The organism is Flavihumibacter sp., assembly GCF_036676075.1.
In the GTDB taxonomy this organism is placed as follows: Bacteria; Bacteroidota; Bacteroidia; order Chitinophagales; family Chitinophagaceae; genus Flavihumibacter.
This window is the reverse complement of the sequence record NZ_JAKFDQ010000007.1, coordinates 321911-340468: the sequence shown is the minus strand read 5'-3', so window position 1 is coordinate 340468 and position 18558 is coordinate 321911. Positions and strand designations below refer to the sequence as shown.

Genomic DNA, 18558 nt, shown 5'->3' with positions numbered 1-18558 from the left:
ATCTTCTATGGTACGCAAATTTCTATTGAGTTTAGTGATCATGTCTAATCTTGAATCATTGGGTCAGGATACTATTCCACCTACTCCGGATAGAGTATATGGGGAACTGTTTATTGATGTGCAGGAAGCGCGAATTTTTCCCGATGGCAAAACCTTTGTTGATTGTGTGCCCCGTCGCGACCCTGCTGAAATTGTCAAAGATTATCTTGCCGCTAAACGTAATCCTGCCATAAAATTTGCCCTTGATTTATTTGTAAAGGAAAATTTTGATCTGCCTGTAAATCCTGCAGGAAATTATAAGAGCGATCCAAATGAAGATATCAGTACCCATATCAAAAGTCTGTGGAAAGTTTTGAGAAGGGAACCCGACCAGGCTGTAAAAGGCTCCTCCCTTTTGGCTTTGCCGCATCCATATATTGTACCCGGCGGTCGCTTCAGGGAGATATATTACTGGGATTCATATTTTACCATGCTCGGTCTTAAAGAGAGTGGCGAGAATGATATGATAGAAAATATGGTAAAAAACTTTGCCTGGCTTATTGATACCTACGGACATATTCCAAATGGTAACCGCTCTTATTATCTAAGCAGGTCACAACCACCTTTCTTCTCCATGATGGTTGAACTGCTTGCATCTGTTAAAGGCGACCAGGTTATGGTAACTTATCTCCCCCAGCTTGAAAAAGAATACCAATACTGGATGGCAGGAGCTGATAAACTGGAACCAGGTAACGCTTCAGGAACAGTTGTTAGATTGAAGGACGGCACCATCATGAACAGGTATTGGGATGAAAAATCAATTCCCCGTCAGGAAAGTTATAAGGAAGATCTTGAAACCGCCATCTCGTCAAAGCGTAATAAACCAAATGTATACAGGCATTTACGCGCAGGGGCAGCAAGTGGCTGGGATTACAGCAGCAGGTGGTTTTCTGATAAGAGGAACATCAGCACAATTGAAACCACTGATATTATTCCGGTAGATTTGAACAGCCTGCTTTACAAAACAGAGCAGGTTATTGCAAGGGCTATGCTTATTACAAAGAATGAGAAGGGCGTTGCATTGTTTGAATCTTATGCAGAGAAAAGAAGGCAGGCGATTGATCAGTATTGCTGGCACAATGAAATGAAATTCTACACGGATTACAATTTCAGGAAGCAGAAGATGACAAATACAATAACTCCTGCAGGACTTTTCCCATTCTGTTTTTTCCCTCAACGCCAGGGCTACCTTAGTGTAGTGGCAAGACAAGCTGCAGAGGTGGTTCAAAAAAAGCTGTTGCAACCGGGTGGATTGCAATGCAGCGAATACAATACGGGCCAGCAATGGGATGCTCCTAATGGATGGGCTCCCTTGCAATGGATGGCTGTAACTGGTTTGGCCCGCAGTGGACAAATCGGCCTCGCAAAAGAGATCGCGAACAGATGGCTTCAGCTTAATGAAAAAGTGTATAAGGAAACCGGAAAATTAATGGAAAAATACAATGTTGCAGATCTTTCAAAGCCAGCCGGAGGAGGTGAATATAAGGCACAGGACGGCTTTGGTTGGACCAACGGAGTTTACCTTGCTATGAAGGAATGGCTTAAAGAATAATTATGGCAGTCGGCGTATATGTATGGCAGCGCCACCTCCTTTTGCAAGTTTAACGGGCAGTATCGTTCTGCTTGTTATTTTCTTTTTTTCAATCCGATAAGATGCAGGGTTTGTTTCCCAATGGGCAGCCTCACCATCGCGGTACATCGTTGCTTCATACCTCACGCCCGGCTCAAGGAATTCAAAACTAAATGAAACTGATCGGTTGTTTTCATCTGTTACTGCCGCAGCAAACCATTCATCTTTATTCCGGGCTTTTCTTGCCATCACTATATAATCACCAGGTTCAGCAGATAATATTTTAGTTTCATCCCAGTCTACTGCCACATCCCGGATAAATTGGAAGGCATCCGGATATAATGCATAATTCTCTGGAAGGTCGCCAGCCATCTGGAGAGGGCTATATATAATTACAAAATTGGCCAATTGTTTGGCGAGTGTGGTTCGAACCCTTGTGGTTCGGGAAGAATCATATTGATTAAGCCTGAACCTGAAAAAACCGGGCGTGTAGTCCATTGGTCCGCCCATCATCCTTGTAAATGGCAGAATAGTTTCATGCTCCGGATTTAGTCCCAGCGTGGGTGCATTATTGAATTCATTTCCCCTTGCGGCCTCATTTGATAGCCAGTTTGGATAAGTGCGGTGAAGGCCTGTTGGACGTACAGATTCATGGGCTTCGATCATTATTTTGTACCGGGCTGCCTTTTCAGCAACTCTTTGGAAATGATTCACCATCCACTGTCCATCGTGGTATTCACCTCTTGGGATGATTCTTCCAACATACCCTGTTTTCACCGTATTGATATCATGGGCGAGCATATACCTGAACGCTGTATCCATATGACGCTCATAATTGGTTACAGAACCAGATGTTTCGTGGTGCATTATCAGTTTAACTCCCCTTGATGAGGCATATTCACTTAAACTTTTAATGTGATAGTCGGGGTATGGTGTTACAAAATCAAATACATTTTCCTTCCAATTTCCAAACCAATCTTCCCAACCTTCGTTCCATCCTTCCACCAGCACACCATCAAATCCGTTTTTCGATGCGAAGTCGATATAGGTTTTTACATTTTCTGTATTGGCTCCATGCTTTCCATCCGCTTTTTGCCAGTTGGCTTTCCCAATATGCATCTCCCACCACATACCAATAAATTTCTGAGGTTTTATCCAGGATGGGTCTTTAATTACAGAGGGTTCATTGCAGTTGATGATCATTCTCGATGAAAGCATCTCTGTGGCTTTGCCGGTGATGATGATAGTACGCCAGGGAGTACGGAAAGGGGTCTTGAGATAGGCTTTATTCCCAACTGCATCAGGCACCAGGTGGGTAATAAATGAATGATCTGTTTTGTTTAAGTGAAGCTGCATTACCGGATAATTGATCAGAGCTGCTTCATGAATATTTATAAATACGCCTGCATCAGTTTTTAAGAGGAGTGGGGTTTGTACGGCATTGCTGTCATATACAGATTTAAGTGCAATATCTTTTTCCTTTGCGGAGGCGGTATAAGCATTGATATCTTCCAGCCTGGTTTTATTATATTGGTATTCATTGCTGTCATAGTCGCCCGGAATCCAGAAAGCGGTATGGTTTCCATTCATTTTGAAGGTAGTGTTTTCGTCTCCAAGAATAAAGTGAGCCAGTGCCTGCTGTTCGGGAAATTCATATCTAAAAGCCACCCCATCATTATACACCCTGAAATAAAGATTAACCAGTATGCCTGATCCAAGACGATCACGCATGGAATATTTTATTGCTTTATAACTGTTGTGAACAACTTTTTCCTCTCCCCAAACAGTTTCCCAACTTTCTTCTGTTGAAGAGGTATCTATACTCAGCCTGTCAAATTTTTGGAGTGAAACAGCGGGTTTATTAAGCCTGAATCCTATATGTGAAGGGGCAATTATTTCTTCTCCCATATAATTAACAGTATAATGGAAGTTACCTTCGCCATCGTTTTGAAGTACAAGTTGTATGCTGGCATTTTTCGAATGGATCACAATCTTCTCCAATGCATAAACTGGAAAGGCTACCATGAAGGAGCTAAACAATGCTACCAAGTATTTTATTATTCTCATTTTGCAGATTGATCATTATAACTGGCCCTGAAGTCGTTTGGAGGCTGTTGAAATTGCATTATTGATACATTCATTGATGGAGGCATTCTTCAAATATGCATGAATAAATCCTGCCCAGAAAGAATCTCCCGCTCCTGTACTATCCCTTACTTCAACCGGAGGAGCAGGAACATGGTCCCAATTCATGTTTTGCATCCTGAACCAGACACCATCCGCGCCGCAGGTAAGGCAGGTAACATCTGTGTTGAACTGACTTAACCATTCAATCGCAGCTTTAGCATCCAGGTCTCTTCCTGTAAAACGGGAAGCATCATCGAGGCTGAATTTTAATAGAGGAAGCAGTTCTGTAATTTGCCGGAAAACAATGTCGGCATTATTAGGCTTTCCCCATATATTTTCGGCATAGTTCCAGTCTATACTGATCTTCTTACCCAGGCCTTTTGCCTTATGCATGGCCGTGAGTATAGTTTCCCGTGCCGGCAATTTGCTCATTGCAAATGCCGTACTGTGAATTATGCTGCAATCATTAATAAGTTGATCATCCACCTCAGCAATTTGCATATCAGCATCACGGTAGGCACTGAAATCTGGTGTGCCTTTGCTCTTTCCTACTACAATAAGCGTGGTAGCATGCTCTTTCATCACCTGTATATATTTGGTGTCAATGCCCTTTGCCTGCATATCATCCATTATGATCTTTGAAAATCCATCTTCACCAATAGCTGCAACCAGTTGAGCAGGTGTGCCAAGCTGGTGAAGAAACCGGCAGAAGTTTGCCGGACTTCCACCTGGCTTTATTTCCAACTGGCGGGCATAAGAGAGATTATCAACAAATTCGGTTGATACTGCATCTATCAATGCTTCACCGATGGCCAATACAAAACTGTTTTGCATCTCGAATTATTTATTGGTTAACCGGAAGACCGCATGATCAATCTTTTGCCTGCGAGGTAATTGATTGCCAAAATATATCCACCAGCACTCCAGGTACATTGGGGTACCCCAATTGGTTGGCCTGTTTGTCCATGTATGCATTCATTAAATTCATTATTGTGCAGACTGTTGGCGAGGGCTATTTTTTCTGTCACGCTTTTAGCAAGATCTTCCTCCTCCATGGTGCATAAGGCGGCAGCCAGCCATCCATTCCACACTGCCCATAAGCCACCGTTATGGAATTCACCCGGGAGATTCCGAAAACTATAGGCATAGTTGTTCTCTAATTCCTTCATGTCGGGATCACCCTCTGTTATGGTTGGATAAAAAGATGGAAGCATATTACCGTGCTTTGAATAGAAACCTTTTAAAAGGCTTACTAATGTGTTATCCTGTTCCTTGTTACCAATTCCTAATAATAATATAAGCAGGTTGGCCTGCAGGTCAAACTGTGCATAAATTCTTGAAGGGTTAAAGCCCATGAACCAGAAATCCATAGGCGCATGCTCTAACTGATGTTCCAGGTTAGGAGCATAGAGCGAAGCAGAATGCTGATTATTCCAGAAGTTGTTTTGCACTACTTCTGTTATCTGATCTGCCTTTAGTTGCCAGGAAGGCATATTGAAAACTTTTGCAGCCGATCTTAATGCCCATATTCGTAACAACTGGTTAAAAAGTACATAACCATGCTGGATATATTCATCCGCCCAGTCGCCGCTTTGCGGAACATACATTAAGTGTTTCCCGTTGAACTCCCAGGCATCCATGACCGAAAAACATTTTTCAACTTCTCTCCTGAATCGAATCGCGAGGTTGAAATCATTCTTCAGGAGGCAATATTGGCAAAGTCCGATCACAGCCCAACTGGGATTATCAGCCCTGCCTACCGTGCCTCCATAACTCACTCCACCGGAGGGTGTAACATTGGATGGCATGAATCCATGCGTATGCTGATGTAGAAATATCGTTTCAATTGTTGCTTTCGCCGTTTCTATCAACCCGGCATCTTCGCTGAGCAATGCAGCAAGACTGTTGATTGTACCATCACGGGTCCAGATCCGACGATAATTATCATGTTCCTGAACACTTGCAACAAATCCGAAGGGCGTTGATGCCATTCGGAGAAGGTCTAACGATAAGTTATATGCGCTGTTGTTCATAGTTATCTTAATGTCCGCCTCCTGCGGGTATGATTTTTTCCCCAGCTATATTTTTGGGCTTAATTCGAATTGTTGCCAAAGCGGCAAGCAGAAGGAGAGTGCCTGCAAAACTTATTGCCTTACCCGGGTCGCTTGCAAGGAAAGTTTTGTATACCCAGCCGAAAGAAAGCGTTTGGAGGATCATCGGAATTACAATCATCATATTGATTATGCCCATATATACTCCATATCGTTCTTTGGGGATACTACTCACCACCATTATATAGGGTACTCCCATCATACTGGCCCAGGCGATACCAAAACCCACCATAGGTGCATATAACAGGTCTTTATCGGTAATATGCGGGAATACGAGTAATGCTATCCCTGCCATCAGTAAGCATAAAATATGAACAAGTTTAGCGCTGAATCGGTTGGCCAGCCATACAAGGCCAAACGCTGAAACAAAGGTGATGATATTATAGAATCCGTTTACTTTTCCGGCTAATACCACGGCCTCTTCATAAAGTTCGCCTGTTGCACTTGTATTGAAAACTGATTTGGCAATACTTAATGAAACGAATTGCCAATAGCAGAACATCGCATACCATTGGAAAAGATATATGAGTGCAAGTTGCCACATCACTGGAGGCATATCACGAATAGCATGGATGATCTCTTTCATTGGTTCAAGCACACCCGATTTTCTGGCCTTTAATTCCTGCAGCTCTTCTGCGGTGGGTGGTATCTCCGGGGTTTTTAAAACTGACCAAAGCACGGAAAGGATTGAAGCTATTCCACCCACAAAGAAAGAGCCATACACCCAGTAAGGTATGCCGGCAGCTGATTTCCCATCAATCAATTCCCTGAAAAAGCCCAGCGATAAATTAGCGAGGGTAATTCCGAGCCCTGTAAAGAAGCTTTGGGTCAGAAAACCCATGGGCTGCTGTTTGGCATCAAGTTTATCGGCAATGAAAGCACGGTATGGTTCCATGGCAGTATTGTTGGCTGCGTCGAGCACCCAGAGTAATCCCGCCGCCATCCAGAGCGCCCTGCTGAACGGGAACGCAAAAAGGCAAAGACTACAAAAGATGGCGCCAATCAGGAAATATGGCTTTCGTCTTCCCCATCGCGGATGCCAGGTGCGGTCGCTCAAAGCACCGATAATAGGTTGAATCAGCAATCCGGTCATAGGCCCGGCAAGATTGAGAATGGGAAGCTCTTCGGGTCGGGCATCAAGAAATGTGTATAGGGGATTAATGGCAGTCTGTTGCAGGCCAAAACTATATTGGATTCCGAAGAATCCCACATTCATATTGATTATCTGCCAAAAGGATAGACGGGGTTTTGGAATGGTCATAAGCAATCGTTGCGTTGGTACTTAAATTTAAGTATTCCATCGAGGCTTTATATTATTATAGGCATCTTAGTTCTATTTAAATGTCCACAGCAAACCGTTGCGCTATCTTTGCCGATATGGTAACAGCTCTTTCTGCATTGTTGAAACGCCATCAGCATGAGTATCATCAGGTAATCGCTTTTGATCCAAATAAGGAAGCCATAGCGCCTGTTGATCTTCGACGTGGTGGAGACCTGCCCGAGGATATTGCTGATGATACAGAAACGTTTTGTCGTTTTATGGAAGATCTCCGCATTAAGCGGGAAGCAGCATTCCTGATAGGAGGTTACAATGAATTGCGGCATATGTACAGCCGGAGCACTCTCTTTACTGAACGAGATGAACCTCGCCGACTTCATCTGGGAACTGATATATGGGGACCGGAGGGAACACCTGTTCATGCCTTCCTTGGGGGTATGGTACATAGTATCGGATACAACGAGGGATTGGGTAATTACGGAGCAACTATAGTTTTACTCCACCAGCTTGAGGCCCTTCCATTTTATACATTATATGGACATGTTTCTATTTCTGATATTCAGCAATTAACAGCAGGACAATACATCAATCGTGGCCAGGTAGTTGCTCATTTCGGCAACCCTGCTGAAAACGGTGAATGGCCTCCACACCTGCATTTTCAGATCATTGAGGATATTGGTATGCATGTAGGCGATTACCCCGGTGTATGCCGATATTCAGATCGGGAGGCATGGTTGTTGAATTGTCCGGATCCAGATCTGGTTTTACAAATGAACAGGCTATTGGTATTCGGTCAGGCAAAACCGTAATGAAATATTCTTTTTTCTCTATACATACAATTGAAAATTTCGATAATTTGTGTGCCATCCTGTCAAAGACCTGGCCTGGTTAACCCCTGATCGTTTAAGCATTTATTCATTAATCAATCATTAAACTGGAAGCCATGGCATTTAACATTCTTGATGCGGTTAAGGGATTTCTATCGCCCGACACCGTTGGCAAAGCAGCCTCTTATCTCGGTGAATCAGATTCTTCTATTGGAAGGGCTTTATCCGGTCTTATTCCTACAACACTTTTAGGAATCACCAGTAAGGCAGAAATGGATGGTGGTGACTCCATTATGGACCTTGCCAAGCGTGCTCTTAACACGGGGATCCTTAATAACCTCGGCGATACTTTCAGCAGTGCCGGTGGAGGTATACCAGAATCATCACCAGGACTCCTTTCGGCTGTGCTGGGTGATAAAGTAGGAGGGATCGCAAATGCAATCGCCCAATTTGCAGGTATCAAGGGATCTTCCGCAGCTTCCCTTCTTGGTTCGATCGTTCCGCTGGTTTTGGGGGTGCTGGGAAAACATGCAGGTGATAATGGACTATCCGGTTCGGGATTGTTGTCGCTGCTCAGTGGTCAGAAAAGCAGTTTTCAAAATGCTTTGCCCGGGGGGTTAAATCTCTCAGGATTATTTGGGGGGCGTGAAACCGAAAGGCATGATGCTACTCATGCCACTACGCACACGCATACGGAAACTGTTCACACCGAAAAAAAATCCGGCTCATGGCTTATGCCTTTGTTACTAGGCCTCGCAGCCGTGGCACTCTTACTATATCTTATGAAAGGATGTAATGGAGCAGATAAAGAGGAGATCAGAACTGAAACACCTGTTGCCGTGCCCGATACTACAGCCACTACTGTTACGCCTGTTACACCAACCCGCGAAAGTTTAAAAGTTAAGCTTGCTGATAATTCTGAAATTGACGCTTACAGGGGAGGAATAGAAGATAAATTAGTTAACTGCCTGAATGATTCATCCTGCACAGCAGGAAAAGATCGGTGGTTTGATTTCGACAATATCAATTTTGAAGTTGGAAGCGCAAGGCTTACAGCTGAAAGCCAGGCGCAGGTAAATAATATTGTTGCCATTTTAAAGGCATACCCCAAGGCAAAGATCAAGATCGGGGGATATACTGATAAAACAGGGGATGATGCTGCCAATAAGAAGCTTAGCCAGGAAAGAGCTGATGCCGTACTTGCAGCTATAAAAGCAGGAGGTGCTAATGCTGCTCAACTGGAAGGGGCAGAAGGATATGGTGAAGACCTTGCAAAAATTGCAGAGGATGCCTCGGATGAAGAAAGAAGAGCGGATAGAAGAATTTCTGTACAACTCAGAGAGAAATAGTTGAAAAACCTAAAAACAAGAACTAAGCCGTCTCCAAAAGAGACGGCTTTTTTTGTAGACCAGGTTCTGTCTCAAATCATCAGGCCTCATATGCTTCTTTAAATTGACGAGCAAAATCTTCCAGTTTTACCTTCCCGGAAACAGAAGGCCGGTTTAGCTGGAAATCCTCCTGTAACTTTCCAGAACGGATTGCGCCACCCATTTCGGTATAATTACTGGCAACTTCCCGGGGTAGTCCTGCTGCCAATAATCCGTCTAACATTTGTTCATCAGTGAATGCAACCCAGGGTAGATTTTTATTTCCAATTGCCTCCCCGATTACTGCTGCAATTTCAGATGTTGTTCTTTCATCACTATAGAGGTAACGGTACGAATGGCCTTTAAAATCAAGGTCAAGCAATGCCCTCGCAGCTTCTGCTGCTATATCAGATGTGTCAGAAATAGCAAGACTGAATGTTTCATGGCCAAAATTACTTCCTATGATCTGCATTCCTTTCACCATTGGAATGGAGGCCAGGAAATTGTAATAGAAATAAGCAGGCCGAAGGTGAAGGATATTTACTCCCTCCAACGAATTTAAAGCTTCTTCTACCTTGAATAATCCGGAAACGGGTCCGCATCCATCACGATTGTGTGCCCCAATGCTACTGAGATTTACAACATGGCTGACACCCGCTTCACGGATTGCTGTTGCATACTTACTGCCAACTTCTGCAAAATAACCCTTCCAGTCTTCTGCTTCCATAGTAGGCGGAACCATTGTATAAACGGCATCCGCTCCTCTGAATGTTTGCACCAGGAAATCCTTGTCATTAATTGACCCAATTGCAGCTTTGGCTCCTTCTCTAACAAGCGCAGACAGGTTTTCAGCACTGCGTCCAATTACAGTTACTTCATGACCCGCAGCGAGTAATTGCATGGCCATTGGTTTCGATATGTGGCCGGCGCCACCAAGAATTACATACTTCATAACTTTATGTTTGTATATACAAATGAATAGATAAAAAAATATATTATAGTTTGTCTGTAATACGGTTAATATTATGTATCAGCTTTGTGCTTTCTTCCTTTCCAAGCACAGATCCAAAACGTTCATTAAATTCAGCAAGGCATTGTTTCATCTGAGGTAATAATTCCTTTCCCCGGGGGGTTGGATATACATTTGTGAGTTTCCCTTCGGTGGTTCGGATAACTAGTTTTTTCTCTTCCAGTTTTTCAATAAGGCGTGTAATGGTACTGGGACTCAGTTGTAGTTCATCCGCCAAAGCTCCTGGTTGCATTCCCGGATCTTCCAGAACCATCAGAAGTAAGTATGCATGACTAGGTGAAAGATCGATTTTCTTCCAGCTTTCAATGGCTAGTTTCTCAATTTTTCTCGCAAGGGCACCACTGGAAAAATACATGCATTTACTAAACCTGCTTTCTGTCGTCTTCATCAAGACAAAAATACGAAATTTTCATTTGTATATGCAAATAAAATTATTGTTTTAATATTGGATTGAACATGAGCAATCCAAATCTTCATCAAGATCCCATGCAACTCAATCCTGTTGAAAAGGAATTTGAGAATAGTTTGCGGCCAAAAGAAATCGCTGATTTTGCGGGTCAATCCCAAATCATTGATAACCTTAAAATATTTATAAAAGCTGCGAAGATCAGGGGGGAAGCATTGGATCATGTTTTGTTCCATGGGCCTCCCGGACTGGGAAAAACCACACTTTCACGTATTGTTGCCAATGAGATGGGGGCGCAGATCAGGGAAACTTCCGGCCCCGTGATTGAAAAGCCGGCTGATCTGGCCGGACTCCTTACCAATCTGCAACCCAATGATGTATTGTTTATTGATGAGATCCATAGGTTAAGTACCGTTGTAGAAGAGTATCTCTATGCAGCTATGGAAGATTATAGGATTGATATCATGATTGACAGTGGCCCCAATGCCCGCAGCATCCAGATAAACCTCAATCCCTTTACCCTCATTGGAGCCACTACACGTAGCGGGTTACTTACCGCCCCACTATTATCGAGGTTTGCAATCAAATCAAGGTTAGAATATTATACTGCTTCCACACTTGAGGGGATCATTCTCCGTTCTGCCAATTTACTGAATGTTCCTATCACAGCTGATGCAGCTAAAGAAATTGCGGGTAGATCAAGAGGAACCCCCCGAATTGCAAACGGCTTGCTGCGCAGGGTTAGGGATTTTGCCATGGTTTTGAACGACAGCCAGATAGATATCGGCATAACAAGGCATGCACTGAAAGCATTGAATGTTGATGAACACGGACTGGATGAGATGGATAACCGGATTCTATCTGCCATAATAGAGAAATTTAAGGGTGGTCCCGTGGGTATTACCACCATTGCCACTGCAGTAGGTGAGGAGGCAGGAACCCTTGAGGAAGTATATGAGCCCTTCCTGATCCAGGAAGGTTTTCTTCAAAGAACTCCGAGGGGACGCGAAGCTACTTTCAAGGCTTACGAACACCTTGGTAAGCAGGGAAAGAGGAGCGGGGATGGACCGAACTTATTTAATGTTTGATGAATAAAAAAACACCAGCCTGCCTGGTGTTTTTTTATTGAAAATATTCAAAGCACTTTTACTCAACATCCTGTGGAACTACAAGCCTGAAACCATTTCCATGGATATTCACAATCTCAATATTTGTATCCTCTTTCAGGTATTTGCGAAGTTTAGCGATATAAACGTCCATACTGCGGCCATTAAAATAAGTGTCGCTACCCCAGATCTTTTTCAATGCCTGCTCGCGGGGAAGGAGATCATTCATATGTTCCGCCAGCATTTTTAATAATTCATTCTCTTTTGGCGAAAGTGTTTGCATCTGGCCACCATGGCTGAGTTCGCGAAGCTTTGGATTGAAATGAAAGCTGCCAAGATCGAACTCCCTGTTCTCCTGTTCCTTGTTCAACTCCTCATTGCGCTTAAGTATAGCCTTTATCTTCATCAACAGTACTTCACTGTCAAATGGTTTGGTGATATAATCATCGGCCCCAAGCTTATACCCTTGAATGATATCTTCTTTCATCGTTTTGGCACTCAAAAAGAATAATGGAATATCAGGATCAATATCACGTATTTCTTCCGCCAGCGTAAAACCATCCATATTTGGCATCATGACATCCAGCAGGCAAAGGTCAAATTTTTCACGCTGGAATGCGGCCAGTCCCAACCTGCCATCTCTTTCCAGCACAACATCAAAATCATTCAGCTCAAGGTAATTTTTCAAGACCAGTCCAAGGTTCTGATCATCTTCGCACAATAGTATTTTCGCTTTCTTTTCTTCCATAGCAATTATTTTATGGGTGATAAAATAAAATTAAATCATTTCTACCGCTAAACCTATGCGGGATAATCTTTTGTTAAATGGCTTTAATTTGAATTTCACCCGATTTACAATAATACGACCATTATTGTGCTCCGGGGTTTACTGCCATTATTTTATTATTTTGGTAACTAAATTCAACGATCATGGCTGACAGTGTAGTTTTTACTGAATCAATAAAGAAGGGATATTCATTCAAAGGTGAGGCCGCGAAAATTGGTATAGGGATGTTAAATGGTCTTCCTGTTCCCGATGCAGATGTATTGCTGCCCCTGAAGACGATGAACCGTCACGGCCTTATAGCAGGCGCTACAGGCACTGGTAAAACAAAAACCCTGCAGGTTTTGGCCGAAGTTTTAAGCGATAACAGCGTACCTGTATTGTTGATGGATATAAAAGGAGACCTCAGCGGTATTGCTGCCCCTGGGGCTGAAAATGATAAGATCAGGGAACGCTACCAGCACCTGGGTATGAATTACCAGCCAGTTGCTTATCCCGTTGAATTATTGTCGCTGAGTGGGGAACCCGGCGTGCGCTTAAGGGCTACCGTTAGTGAATTTGGTCCGGTTCTTCTCAGTAAGATACTCGGTCTTAATGATACACAGGCGGGTTTCGTAGCAATGATTTTCAAATGGTGTGATGACCAGCAGCTGCCCCTGCTGGATCTTAAAGATTTCATCAAAGTGCTTCAATATATCAGCAACGAAGGAAAGGCAGAACTGGAAAAGGATTATGGAAAGATATCTTCTACCAGTACTGGTACCATTCTCCGTAAAGTAGTGGAGTTGCAACAACAGGGTGCTGATACATTTTTTGGCGAAAAGAGTTTTGAAGTGGATGATCTCATGCGTATTTCTGATGATGGCAGGGGAGTTGTTTCTGTTCTAAGGGTTACGGATTTGCAGGACAGGCCTAAATTATTCTCCACTTTTATGCTGCAACTTCTGGCAGAATTATACGGTTCCTGCCCTGAAGAGGGTGACCTGGATAAACCCAAGCTGGTAATCTTTATAGACGAAGCCCATTTAATTTTTGAGGAAGCCAGCGATGCCCTGCTGCAACAGATAGAAACGATCATTAAGCTTATCCGTTCTAAAGGCATAGGGATTTTTTTCTGCACGCAGAACCCAATGGATGTTCCTAAAGATGTTCTTGGCCAGCTAGGCCTGAAGATCCAACACGCCCTTCGTGCCTTTACCGCGGCAGATCGCAAGGTTATTAAACAGGCTGCTGAGAATTATCCGGAAACAGAATTCTACCAGACAGATGAATTGCTCACTCAACTCGGAATTGGAGAAGCACTAGTCACCATGTTAAATGAAAAAGGCATTCCCACACCACTGGTGCATGTTCTTCTTATTTCACCAAGGAGCCGCATGGATATTCTTTCTGAAGATGAAATTGGTAATCTTGTAAACAGTAGCAAACTGGCAAAGAAGTATAACCAGGTAACAGATAGTGACAGTGCATATGAAATGCTTTCAGCAAAGCTTGAGGAAGCAGCTGGTAAAGCAGAGAAAGAGGCAGCTGAAAAAGAAGCTGCAAGAACAGAAAAAGCTAAGTCCTCCGGCGGTCGTACCAAAGAAGATAAATCAGTTCTGGAAGAAATGCTCGATAGCTCCGCTGCCCGCCAGGTAGGGCGTACCGCTGCAAGTGTCATAACCAGAACTTTACTTGGCGCACTTGGGCTTGGAGGTAGGACCACCAGGAAAAAGAGCCTTTGGTGAGCTTGATCAACACCGGAACAACAAAATTGATGTTGCTCAGGTCTTTCTGATCTTGCCGCTGGTTTCAATTCTTATCAGTGCTTCACTTTCAAGAATTCTGATACAATCCCATATATTTTTTTCATCGCATGCATAGGGAAGACCCTTCTTTAAACTTTCGTAGGTATGCTCATTTGTACTTAACAGGCTAAGCATATCCTTACACACTCTTGCTGCTGGAATACTCCGCTTTTTCTTAGAAATGCAATTATCACAAATACCACATTCTTTCATTGTTTCATCACCAAAATAATTTCCTATATAAACGCTTCTGCAGCCATCCCCACTGATATATTTTTTGAGCGATGAAATTCTTTCTGTGGCCAGTGCTTTTCTTTTATCGAGTGCCTGCTTGTTGATGATCACATATTCTGCCTTCATCCTTTCTGCCAATAATAACAATTGCGGCTGATCTTTCTGCGGGTAATAATGTATAAGACCGTATTGATGTAACTCATGAAGCTGGTTGCGTATAACGATCTTGTCTACGCGCAAAATTTTGGCGAGGTAGGATTCACTGATAATCGCCGGATAAGAAAATATCCCTTCATAATTTCGAAGCATTGCCTTGATCAACATTTCCATGTCTGGATGTTGGTTTTCGTATGCTTCGAGCCATTGCCGGTCACAGATGAACTGTACCCGCGGTGGTGTATAAACAGATTCGTTCAGCGCACAATAGCCTTCAGCCTGGAGGGTTTGCAGTGCATTTATGGTAGTGGTTCGGTCAAATTGGAAATTATTGCAAAACATGTTGAGGTCGAAATCAAATGTGTTTCCCTCTCCGGTGCCCGTTGGAAGATGAAGAAAATTCGCAATCGCCTGGTAAACTTTACGGATAGTTTCCGGCGAGGGATATTTTTTCTCCAGTTGCATTTCCAACTCTTCCAGTTCACGGACATTATATAATAGAACAGCATAGGCCTTTTCGCGGTCTCTGCCAGCCCTGCCTGCCTCCTGGTAATAATTCTCCAGGCAATCGGGTACATCATAATGTATCACTGTTCTGACATCTGGTTTGTCGATGCCCATGCCGAATGCATTCGTACTTACCATCACCCTCACCTGGTTGGTAGTCCATGATCGCTGACGTTCTGAACGTTCCTCCTGGTCTAATCCTGCATGATAATAGGTGGCTGTGATTCCCTTTTCCTCTAAATGCCTGCATACATCAACAGTTCTTTTGCGGCTCCTGCAATATACAATAGCACAGCCCGGAACGTTTTCAATGATATTAGCCAGGCGCTTCAGTTTGTTATCATCTTCAAAGCAGCTATAGGAAAGCGCTTCGCGGGCAAAAGAACCTTTAATGATTGCCGGATCCCGAAGCTGTAATTGGGTTGCGATATCCTCCTGCACCAACGGTGTAGCGGAAGCAGTTAATGCCAGCACAGGAACCTTTGGGAGATACTCCCGCAAGGCTGCGATCTGCAAATAACTGGGGCGGAAGTCATAACCCCATTGTGATACGCAATGAGCTTCATCAATTGCCAGTAGTGAAATGGGAAGGGAGGGAAGGAATTCGCGAAACAATTTTGTCTGCAGCCTTTCCGGGGAAACATACAGTAGTTTGAGCCTGCTGTTATTGGCCATTTCCATGGTCTTCATCACCTCTTTATATGACATCCCGGTATGGATGGCAAGGGAGGTTATCCCTTTATGTTGCAACTGCCCCACCTGGTCTTTCATCAATGCAATGAGAGGACTTACTACCAGGCATATCCCGGGCATTTCTAAGGCGGGTACCTGGTAGCAAACCGACTTACCACTACCTGTAGGAAGCAATGCTAATGTGTCACGCCCATAAAGTACCGACTTTATAATGTCTTCCTGTAAAGGCCTGAAATTTTCATAGCCCCAGTAGTTTTTTAATATGGTATGGATACTGTCCAAATCCTTTCGTCTGCCTAATATACACGCTTCACAAATAATCGAACAGAATTGATAGCCAATACAACATCACTCAGTCCCATTACAAGTGCCCCAAAAGTTGGGGTCAGGTAACCAAAGGCAGCAATAGGAATGGCAATTATATTATAGGCAAAAGCCCAGGCCAGATTTTGTTTAATGGTAATTAGTGTATGCTTGCCTAATCCCAGCGCGAGCGGAAGATTTTTTAAACCATGATTCATCAACACCACATCAGCGGTTTGCATTGCAACCTGTGATGCATCGCTTAATGACACTCCTATAGTTGCTTTTGCAAGGGCAGGTGCGTCATTGATTCCATCACCAATCATGGCTGTTGGTGTTGCTGCATTCAGGTCTTCAATGATCTGTAATTTTTCTTCTGGGGATCGCTCCGCTATAACGGTATCGATTCCAAGTGTCTTCCCAAGTTCCTCAGATTTTCGCTGCCTGTCTCCACTTAGCAAAATCGTTTTTACATTCTTTGAGTGCAGATAATTGATTACAGTACGTGCTTCTTCTCTTATCTCGTCTTTTACATCGATCCAACCGATAAGGTGGTTATTGCGAATGATATAAACATTATGATGATCTTCATCTGTGTGATCATTTGCCAGCGCATACGAGGATGCCCAGTATTCATCGACGTCCTTACTGAATGCATGCATACCTCTGCCTTTTACCTCCTCAATTTTTGCCCAACGGATTTCATTGGAACTTTTGAAGGCTTTTGTTACACATTGTGCAATGGGATGGTTTGAATACCGTTCGAGTGAATATGCTATACGCTTAAATTCTGCTTCCTCAATCCCCATTGCCTGAAACCCTGCTAATTCAAAATTGCCAGTTGTGAGTGTACCTGTTTTATCAAAAACCACCTGCTTGATTTCGCGGAATGCTTCTAATGATTTTGCATTGCGGAATAATATTCCATTCTTCGCTGCCCTGCCTAGTCCCACAGCAATGGCTGCAGGTGTTGCCAATCCCATAGCGCAGGGACAGGCCACAACCAGAACTGCAATACTTCGCATGAGCGCCGGGGTTAAATCATCGAGATAAATATAATTACCAACAAAAGTTATCAGTGAAATAACCAGCACTACCGGTACAAAGATGGCACTGATACGGTCCGCAAGTTTCTGAACGGGAGGCTTATCTCCCTGTGCTTTCTTGACCAGGTTGATTATATTGGCCAGTACAGATTGATCTGCAGCTGAGATCACCTGCGCTTTTACGGTTCCATCGATGATAAGGCTGCCCCCTATCAGCTTGTCCTTCGCTTTTTTTTCAACCGGAAGACTTTCTCCGGTAATGATGGCCTCACTCACACTTGCTTGTCCCCAAAGTATCTTTGCATCTGCCGGTACCTGTTCCCCATTCTTTACCAGTATCAGGTCGCCACTCTTTAGTTGTGTATTCTCTATCGGAAAAATAATTTCCTGGTGTTTGTCATCAAAGGCAATCATATTAGCCATCACCTTCTGGCTTTTTGCAAGTTTATTTAATTCGCGTTGGGTACTTTGTATGGATACATCTTCCATATAATTGCCAAGAAAAACAAGGGTGATGATGCTTGCTGAGGTCTCATAGAAAAGGTATTGATCTCCCTGGCCCATAAGTGTTCCGATAAGGCTGTATACAAATGCAGCAGTTGCACCGATGGCGATCAGTACATTCATATTTGGACTTCCGCTCACCACGCTTTTGATAGCACTACGTCCGAAGAAAGACATCCCAACTATATATACCGGTAAACAAAGTGCAAATTGTAACCAGGGATCCATCAGCCAGTGAATGTGGATTCCTGGTATCATATGTAGCATCATTACAATGGTGAAAGGCAGGCAGATCAACAGGTACCGCAGGTATTTATTCATTGGTGGCCTTGTAGTAGCGGAACTGGTGGCAAGCTTTTCATCCACAACTTTATAGCCTAGTGATTCAATGCCACGGGTTAGCGATTTGCTAACACCTTCATCTAGTTCAACAACCTCAAAATGCACATCACCATCAATCGGGTTTACTTTTACATTCTTCATACCCTCTTTCTCCAGGAACTTAGAAACACTTAATGCGCAGTTTGCACATGACATCCCCTCTACCTTCCAGTTAACCGATTCCATCTCTTTCATCTTAAATTCTTTATGATTGCACCTGCAAATTTACGGAAGAGATCATGGCAACCTTGTACATCACCGTAATAAAAAAGATACTCTGTTGCAGCTTCTCATTTAATTA

The 18558-nt window shown here is 43.4% G+C and carries 14 protein-coding genes; 5 read left to right on the top strand and 9 right to left on the bottom strand.

Features of this window, described 5'->3' with window-relative positions:
* Positions 1 to 7: 7 nt before the first annotated feature.
* Positions 8 to 1591 carry an alpha,alpha-trehalase TreF gene (treF, locus tag V6M43_RS04285; RefSeq protein WP_332732797.1) on the top strand — a complete coding sequence of 528 codons (1584 nt, stop codon included), beginning with the start codon at positions 8 to 10 and terminating at the stop codon, positions 1589 to 1591.
* Here the strand turns inward: treF and V6M43_RS04280 are convergent, their stop codons facing one another.
* The 4 genes from V6M43_RS04280 to V6M43_RS04265 are packed head-to-tail and all read right to left on the bottom strand — an operon-like array spanning position 1592 to position 7108.
* On the bottom strand, positions 1592 to 3676 hold the full coding sequence (locus V6M43_RS04280; RefSeq protein WP_332732796.1) for a glycoside hydrolase family 97 protein: 2085 nt from the start codon (positions 3674 to 3676) through the stop codon (positions 1592 to 1594).
* 15 nt (positions 3677 to 3691) lie between these two features.
* Positions 3692 to 4570 (bottom strand): carbohydrate kinase family protein, encoded by an 879-nt coding sequence (locus tag V6M43_RS04275; RefSeq protein ID WP_332732795.1) that lies wholly within the window; start codon positions 4568 to 4570, stop codon positions 3692 to 3694.
* Positions 4571 to 4587: 17 nt separating this feature from the next.
* A complete protein-coding gene (locus tag V6M43_RS04270) occupies positions 4588 to 5769 on the bottom strand; it encodes a glycoside hydrolase 100 family protein (protein WP_332732794.1) in 1182 nt (393 codons plus the stop codon).
* A gap of 7 nt (positions 5770 to 5776) precedes the next feature.
* On the bottom strand, positions 5777 to 7108 hold the full coding sequence (locus V6M43_RS04265; protein WP_332732793.1) for an MFS transporter: 1332 nt from the start codon (positions 7106 to 7108) through the stop codon (positions 5777 to 5779).
* An 80-nt stretch (positions 7109 to 7188) separates the two neighbouring features.
* Between V6M43_RS04265 and V6M43_RS04260 the strand changes: the two genes are divergently transcribed.
* A complete protein-coding gene (locus V6M43_RS04260; protein ID WP_332732792.1) occupies positions 7189 to 7935 on the top strand; it encodes a peptidoglycan DD-metalloendopeptidase family protein in 747 nt (248 codons plus the stop codon).
* A 134-nt stretch (positions 7936 to 8069) separates the two neighbouring features.
* Positions 8070 to 9302, top strand: coding sequence for an OmpA family protein (locus V6M43_RS04255; RefSeq protein WP_332732791.1), 1233 nt, complete (start codon positions 8070 to 8072; stop codon positions 9300 to 9302).
* Positions 9303 to 9381: 79 nt separating this feature from the next.
* Here the strand turns inward: V6M43_RS04255 and V6M43_RS04250 are convergent, their stop codons facing one another.
* A complete protein-coding gene (locus V6M43_RS04250) occupies positions 9382 to 10272 on the bottom strand; it encodes an NmrA family NAD(P)-binding protein (RefSeq protein WP_332732790.1) in 891 nt (296 codons plus the stop codon).
* A gap of 43 nt (positions 10273 to 10315) precedes the next feature.
* The gene (locus V6M43_RS04245) at positions 10316 to 10738 is read right to left on the bottom strand and encodes a MarR family winged helix-turn-helix transcriptional regulator (RefSeq protein ID WP_332732789.1); all 423 of its coding nucleotides are present in this window, start codon (positions 10736 to 10738) and stop codon (positions 10316 to 10318) included.
* Positions 10739 to 10836: 98 nt separating this feature from the next.
* Between V6M43_RS04245 and ruvB the strand changes: the two genes are divergently transcribed.
* A complete protein-coding gene (gene ruvB, locus V6M43_RS04240; RefSeq protein ID WP_332732788.1) occupies positions 10837 to 11844 on the top strand; it encodes a Holliday junction branch migration DNA helicase RuvB in 1008 nt (335 codons plus the stop codon).
* Positions 11845 to 11902: 58 nt separating this feature from the next.
* On the opposite strand, the gene V6M43_RS04235 is transcribed toward ruvB, so the two are convergent.
* Positions 11903 to 12610, bottom strand: a complete 708-nt coding sequence (locus V6M43_RS04235) for a response regulator transcription factor (protein ID WP_332732787.1) — start codon at positions 12608 to 12610, stop codon at positions 11903 to 11905.
* 182 nt (positions 12611 to 12792) lie between these two features.
* Between V6M43_RS04235 and V6M43_RS04230 the strand changes: the two genes are divergently transcribed.
* Positions 12793 to 14373, top strand: coding sequence for a helicase HerA-like domain-containing protein (locus tag V6M43_RS04230; protein WP_332732786.1), 1581 nt, complete (start codon positions 12793 to 12795; stop codon positions 14371 to 14373).
* Between the two features lie 36 nt (positions 14374 to 14409).
* On the opposite strand, the gene V6M43_RS04225 is transcribed toward V6M43_RS04230, so the two are convergent.
* Both V6M43_RS04225 and V6M43_RS04220 read right to left on the bottom strand, forming a co-directional pair.
* Positions 14410 to 16305, bottom strand: coding sequence for a RecQ family ATP-dependent DNA helicase (locus V6M43_RS04225; protein ID WP_332732785.1), 1896 nt, complete (start codon positions 16303 to 16305; stop codon positions 14410 to 14412).
* A gap of 14 nt (positions 16306 to 16319) precedes the next feature.
* Positions 16320 to 18452, bottom strand: a complete 2133-nt coding sequence (locus V6M43_RS04220; RefSeq protein ID WP_332732784.1) for a heavy metal translocating P-type ATPase — start codon at positions 18450 to 18452, stop codon at positions 16320 to 16322.
* Positions 18453 to 18558: the final 106 nt, after the last annotated feature.

Coding starts and splice junctions, on each gene's coding strand:
- V6M43_RS04230 (WP_332732786.1), top strand. CDS start 12,793: ATGGCTGACAGTGTAGTTTTTACTGAATCAATAAAGAAGGGATATTCA.
- V6M43_RS04255 (WP_332732791.1), top strand. CDS start 8,070: ATGGCATTTAACATTCTTGATGCGGTTAAGGGATTTCTATCGCCCGAC.
- V6M43_RS04270 (WP_332732794.1), bottom strand. CDS start 5,769: ATGAACAACAGCGCATATAACTTATCGTTAGACCTTCTCCGAATGGCA.
- ruvB (WP_332732788.1), top strand. CDS start 10,837: ATGCAACTCAATCCTGTTGAAAAGGAATTTGAGAATAGTTTGCGGCCA.
- V6M43_RS04265 (WP_332732793.1), bottom strand. CDS start 7,108: ATGACCATTCCAAAACCCCGTCTATCCTTTTGGCAGATAATCAATATG.
- treF (WP_332732797.1), top strand. CDS start 8: ATGGTACGCAAATTTCTATTGAGTTTAGTGATCATGTCTAATCTTGAA.
- V6M43_RS04235 (WP_332732787.1), bottom strand. CDS start 12,610: ATGGAAGAAAAGAAAGCGAAAATACTATTGTGCGAAGATGATCAGAAC.
- V6M43_RS04260 (WP_332732792.1), top strand. CDS start 7,189: ATGTCCACAGCAAACCGTTGCGCTATCTTTGCCGATATGGTAACAGCT.
- V6M43_RS04220 (WP_332732784.1), bottom strand. CDS start 18,452: ATGAAAGAGATGGAATCGGTTAACTGGAAGGTAGAGGGGATGTCATGT.
- V6M43_RS04275 (WP_332732795.1), bottom strand. CDS start 4,570: ATGCAAAACAGTTTTGTATTGGCCATCGGTGAAGCATTGATAGATGCA.
- V6M43_RS04250 (WP_332732790.1), bottom strand. CDS start 10,272: ATGAAGTATGTAATTCTTGGTGGCGCCGGCCACATATCGAAACCAATG.
- V6M43_RS04280 (WP_332732796.1), bottom strand. CDS start 3,676: ATGAGAATAATAAAATACTTGGTAGCATTGTTTAGCTCCTTCATGGTA.
- V6M43_RS04245 (WP_332732789.1), bottom strand. CDS start 10,738: ATGAAGACGACAGAAAGCAGGTTTAGTAAATGCATGTATTTTTCCAGT.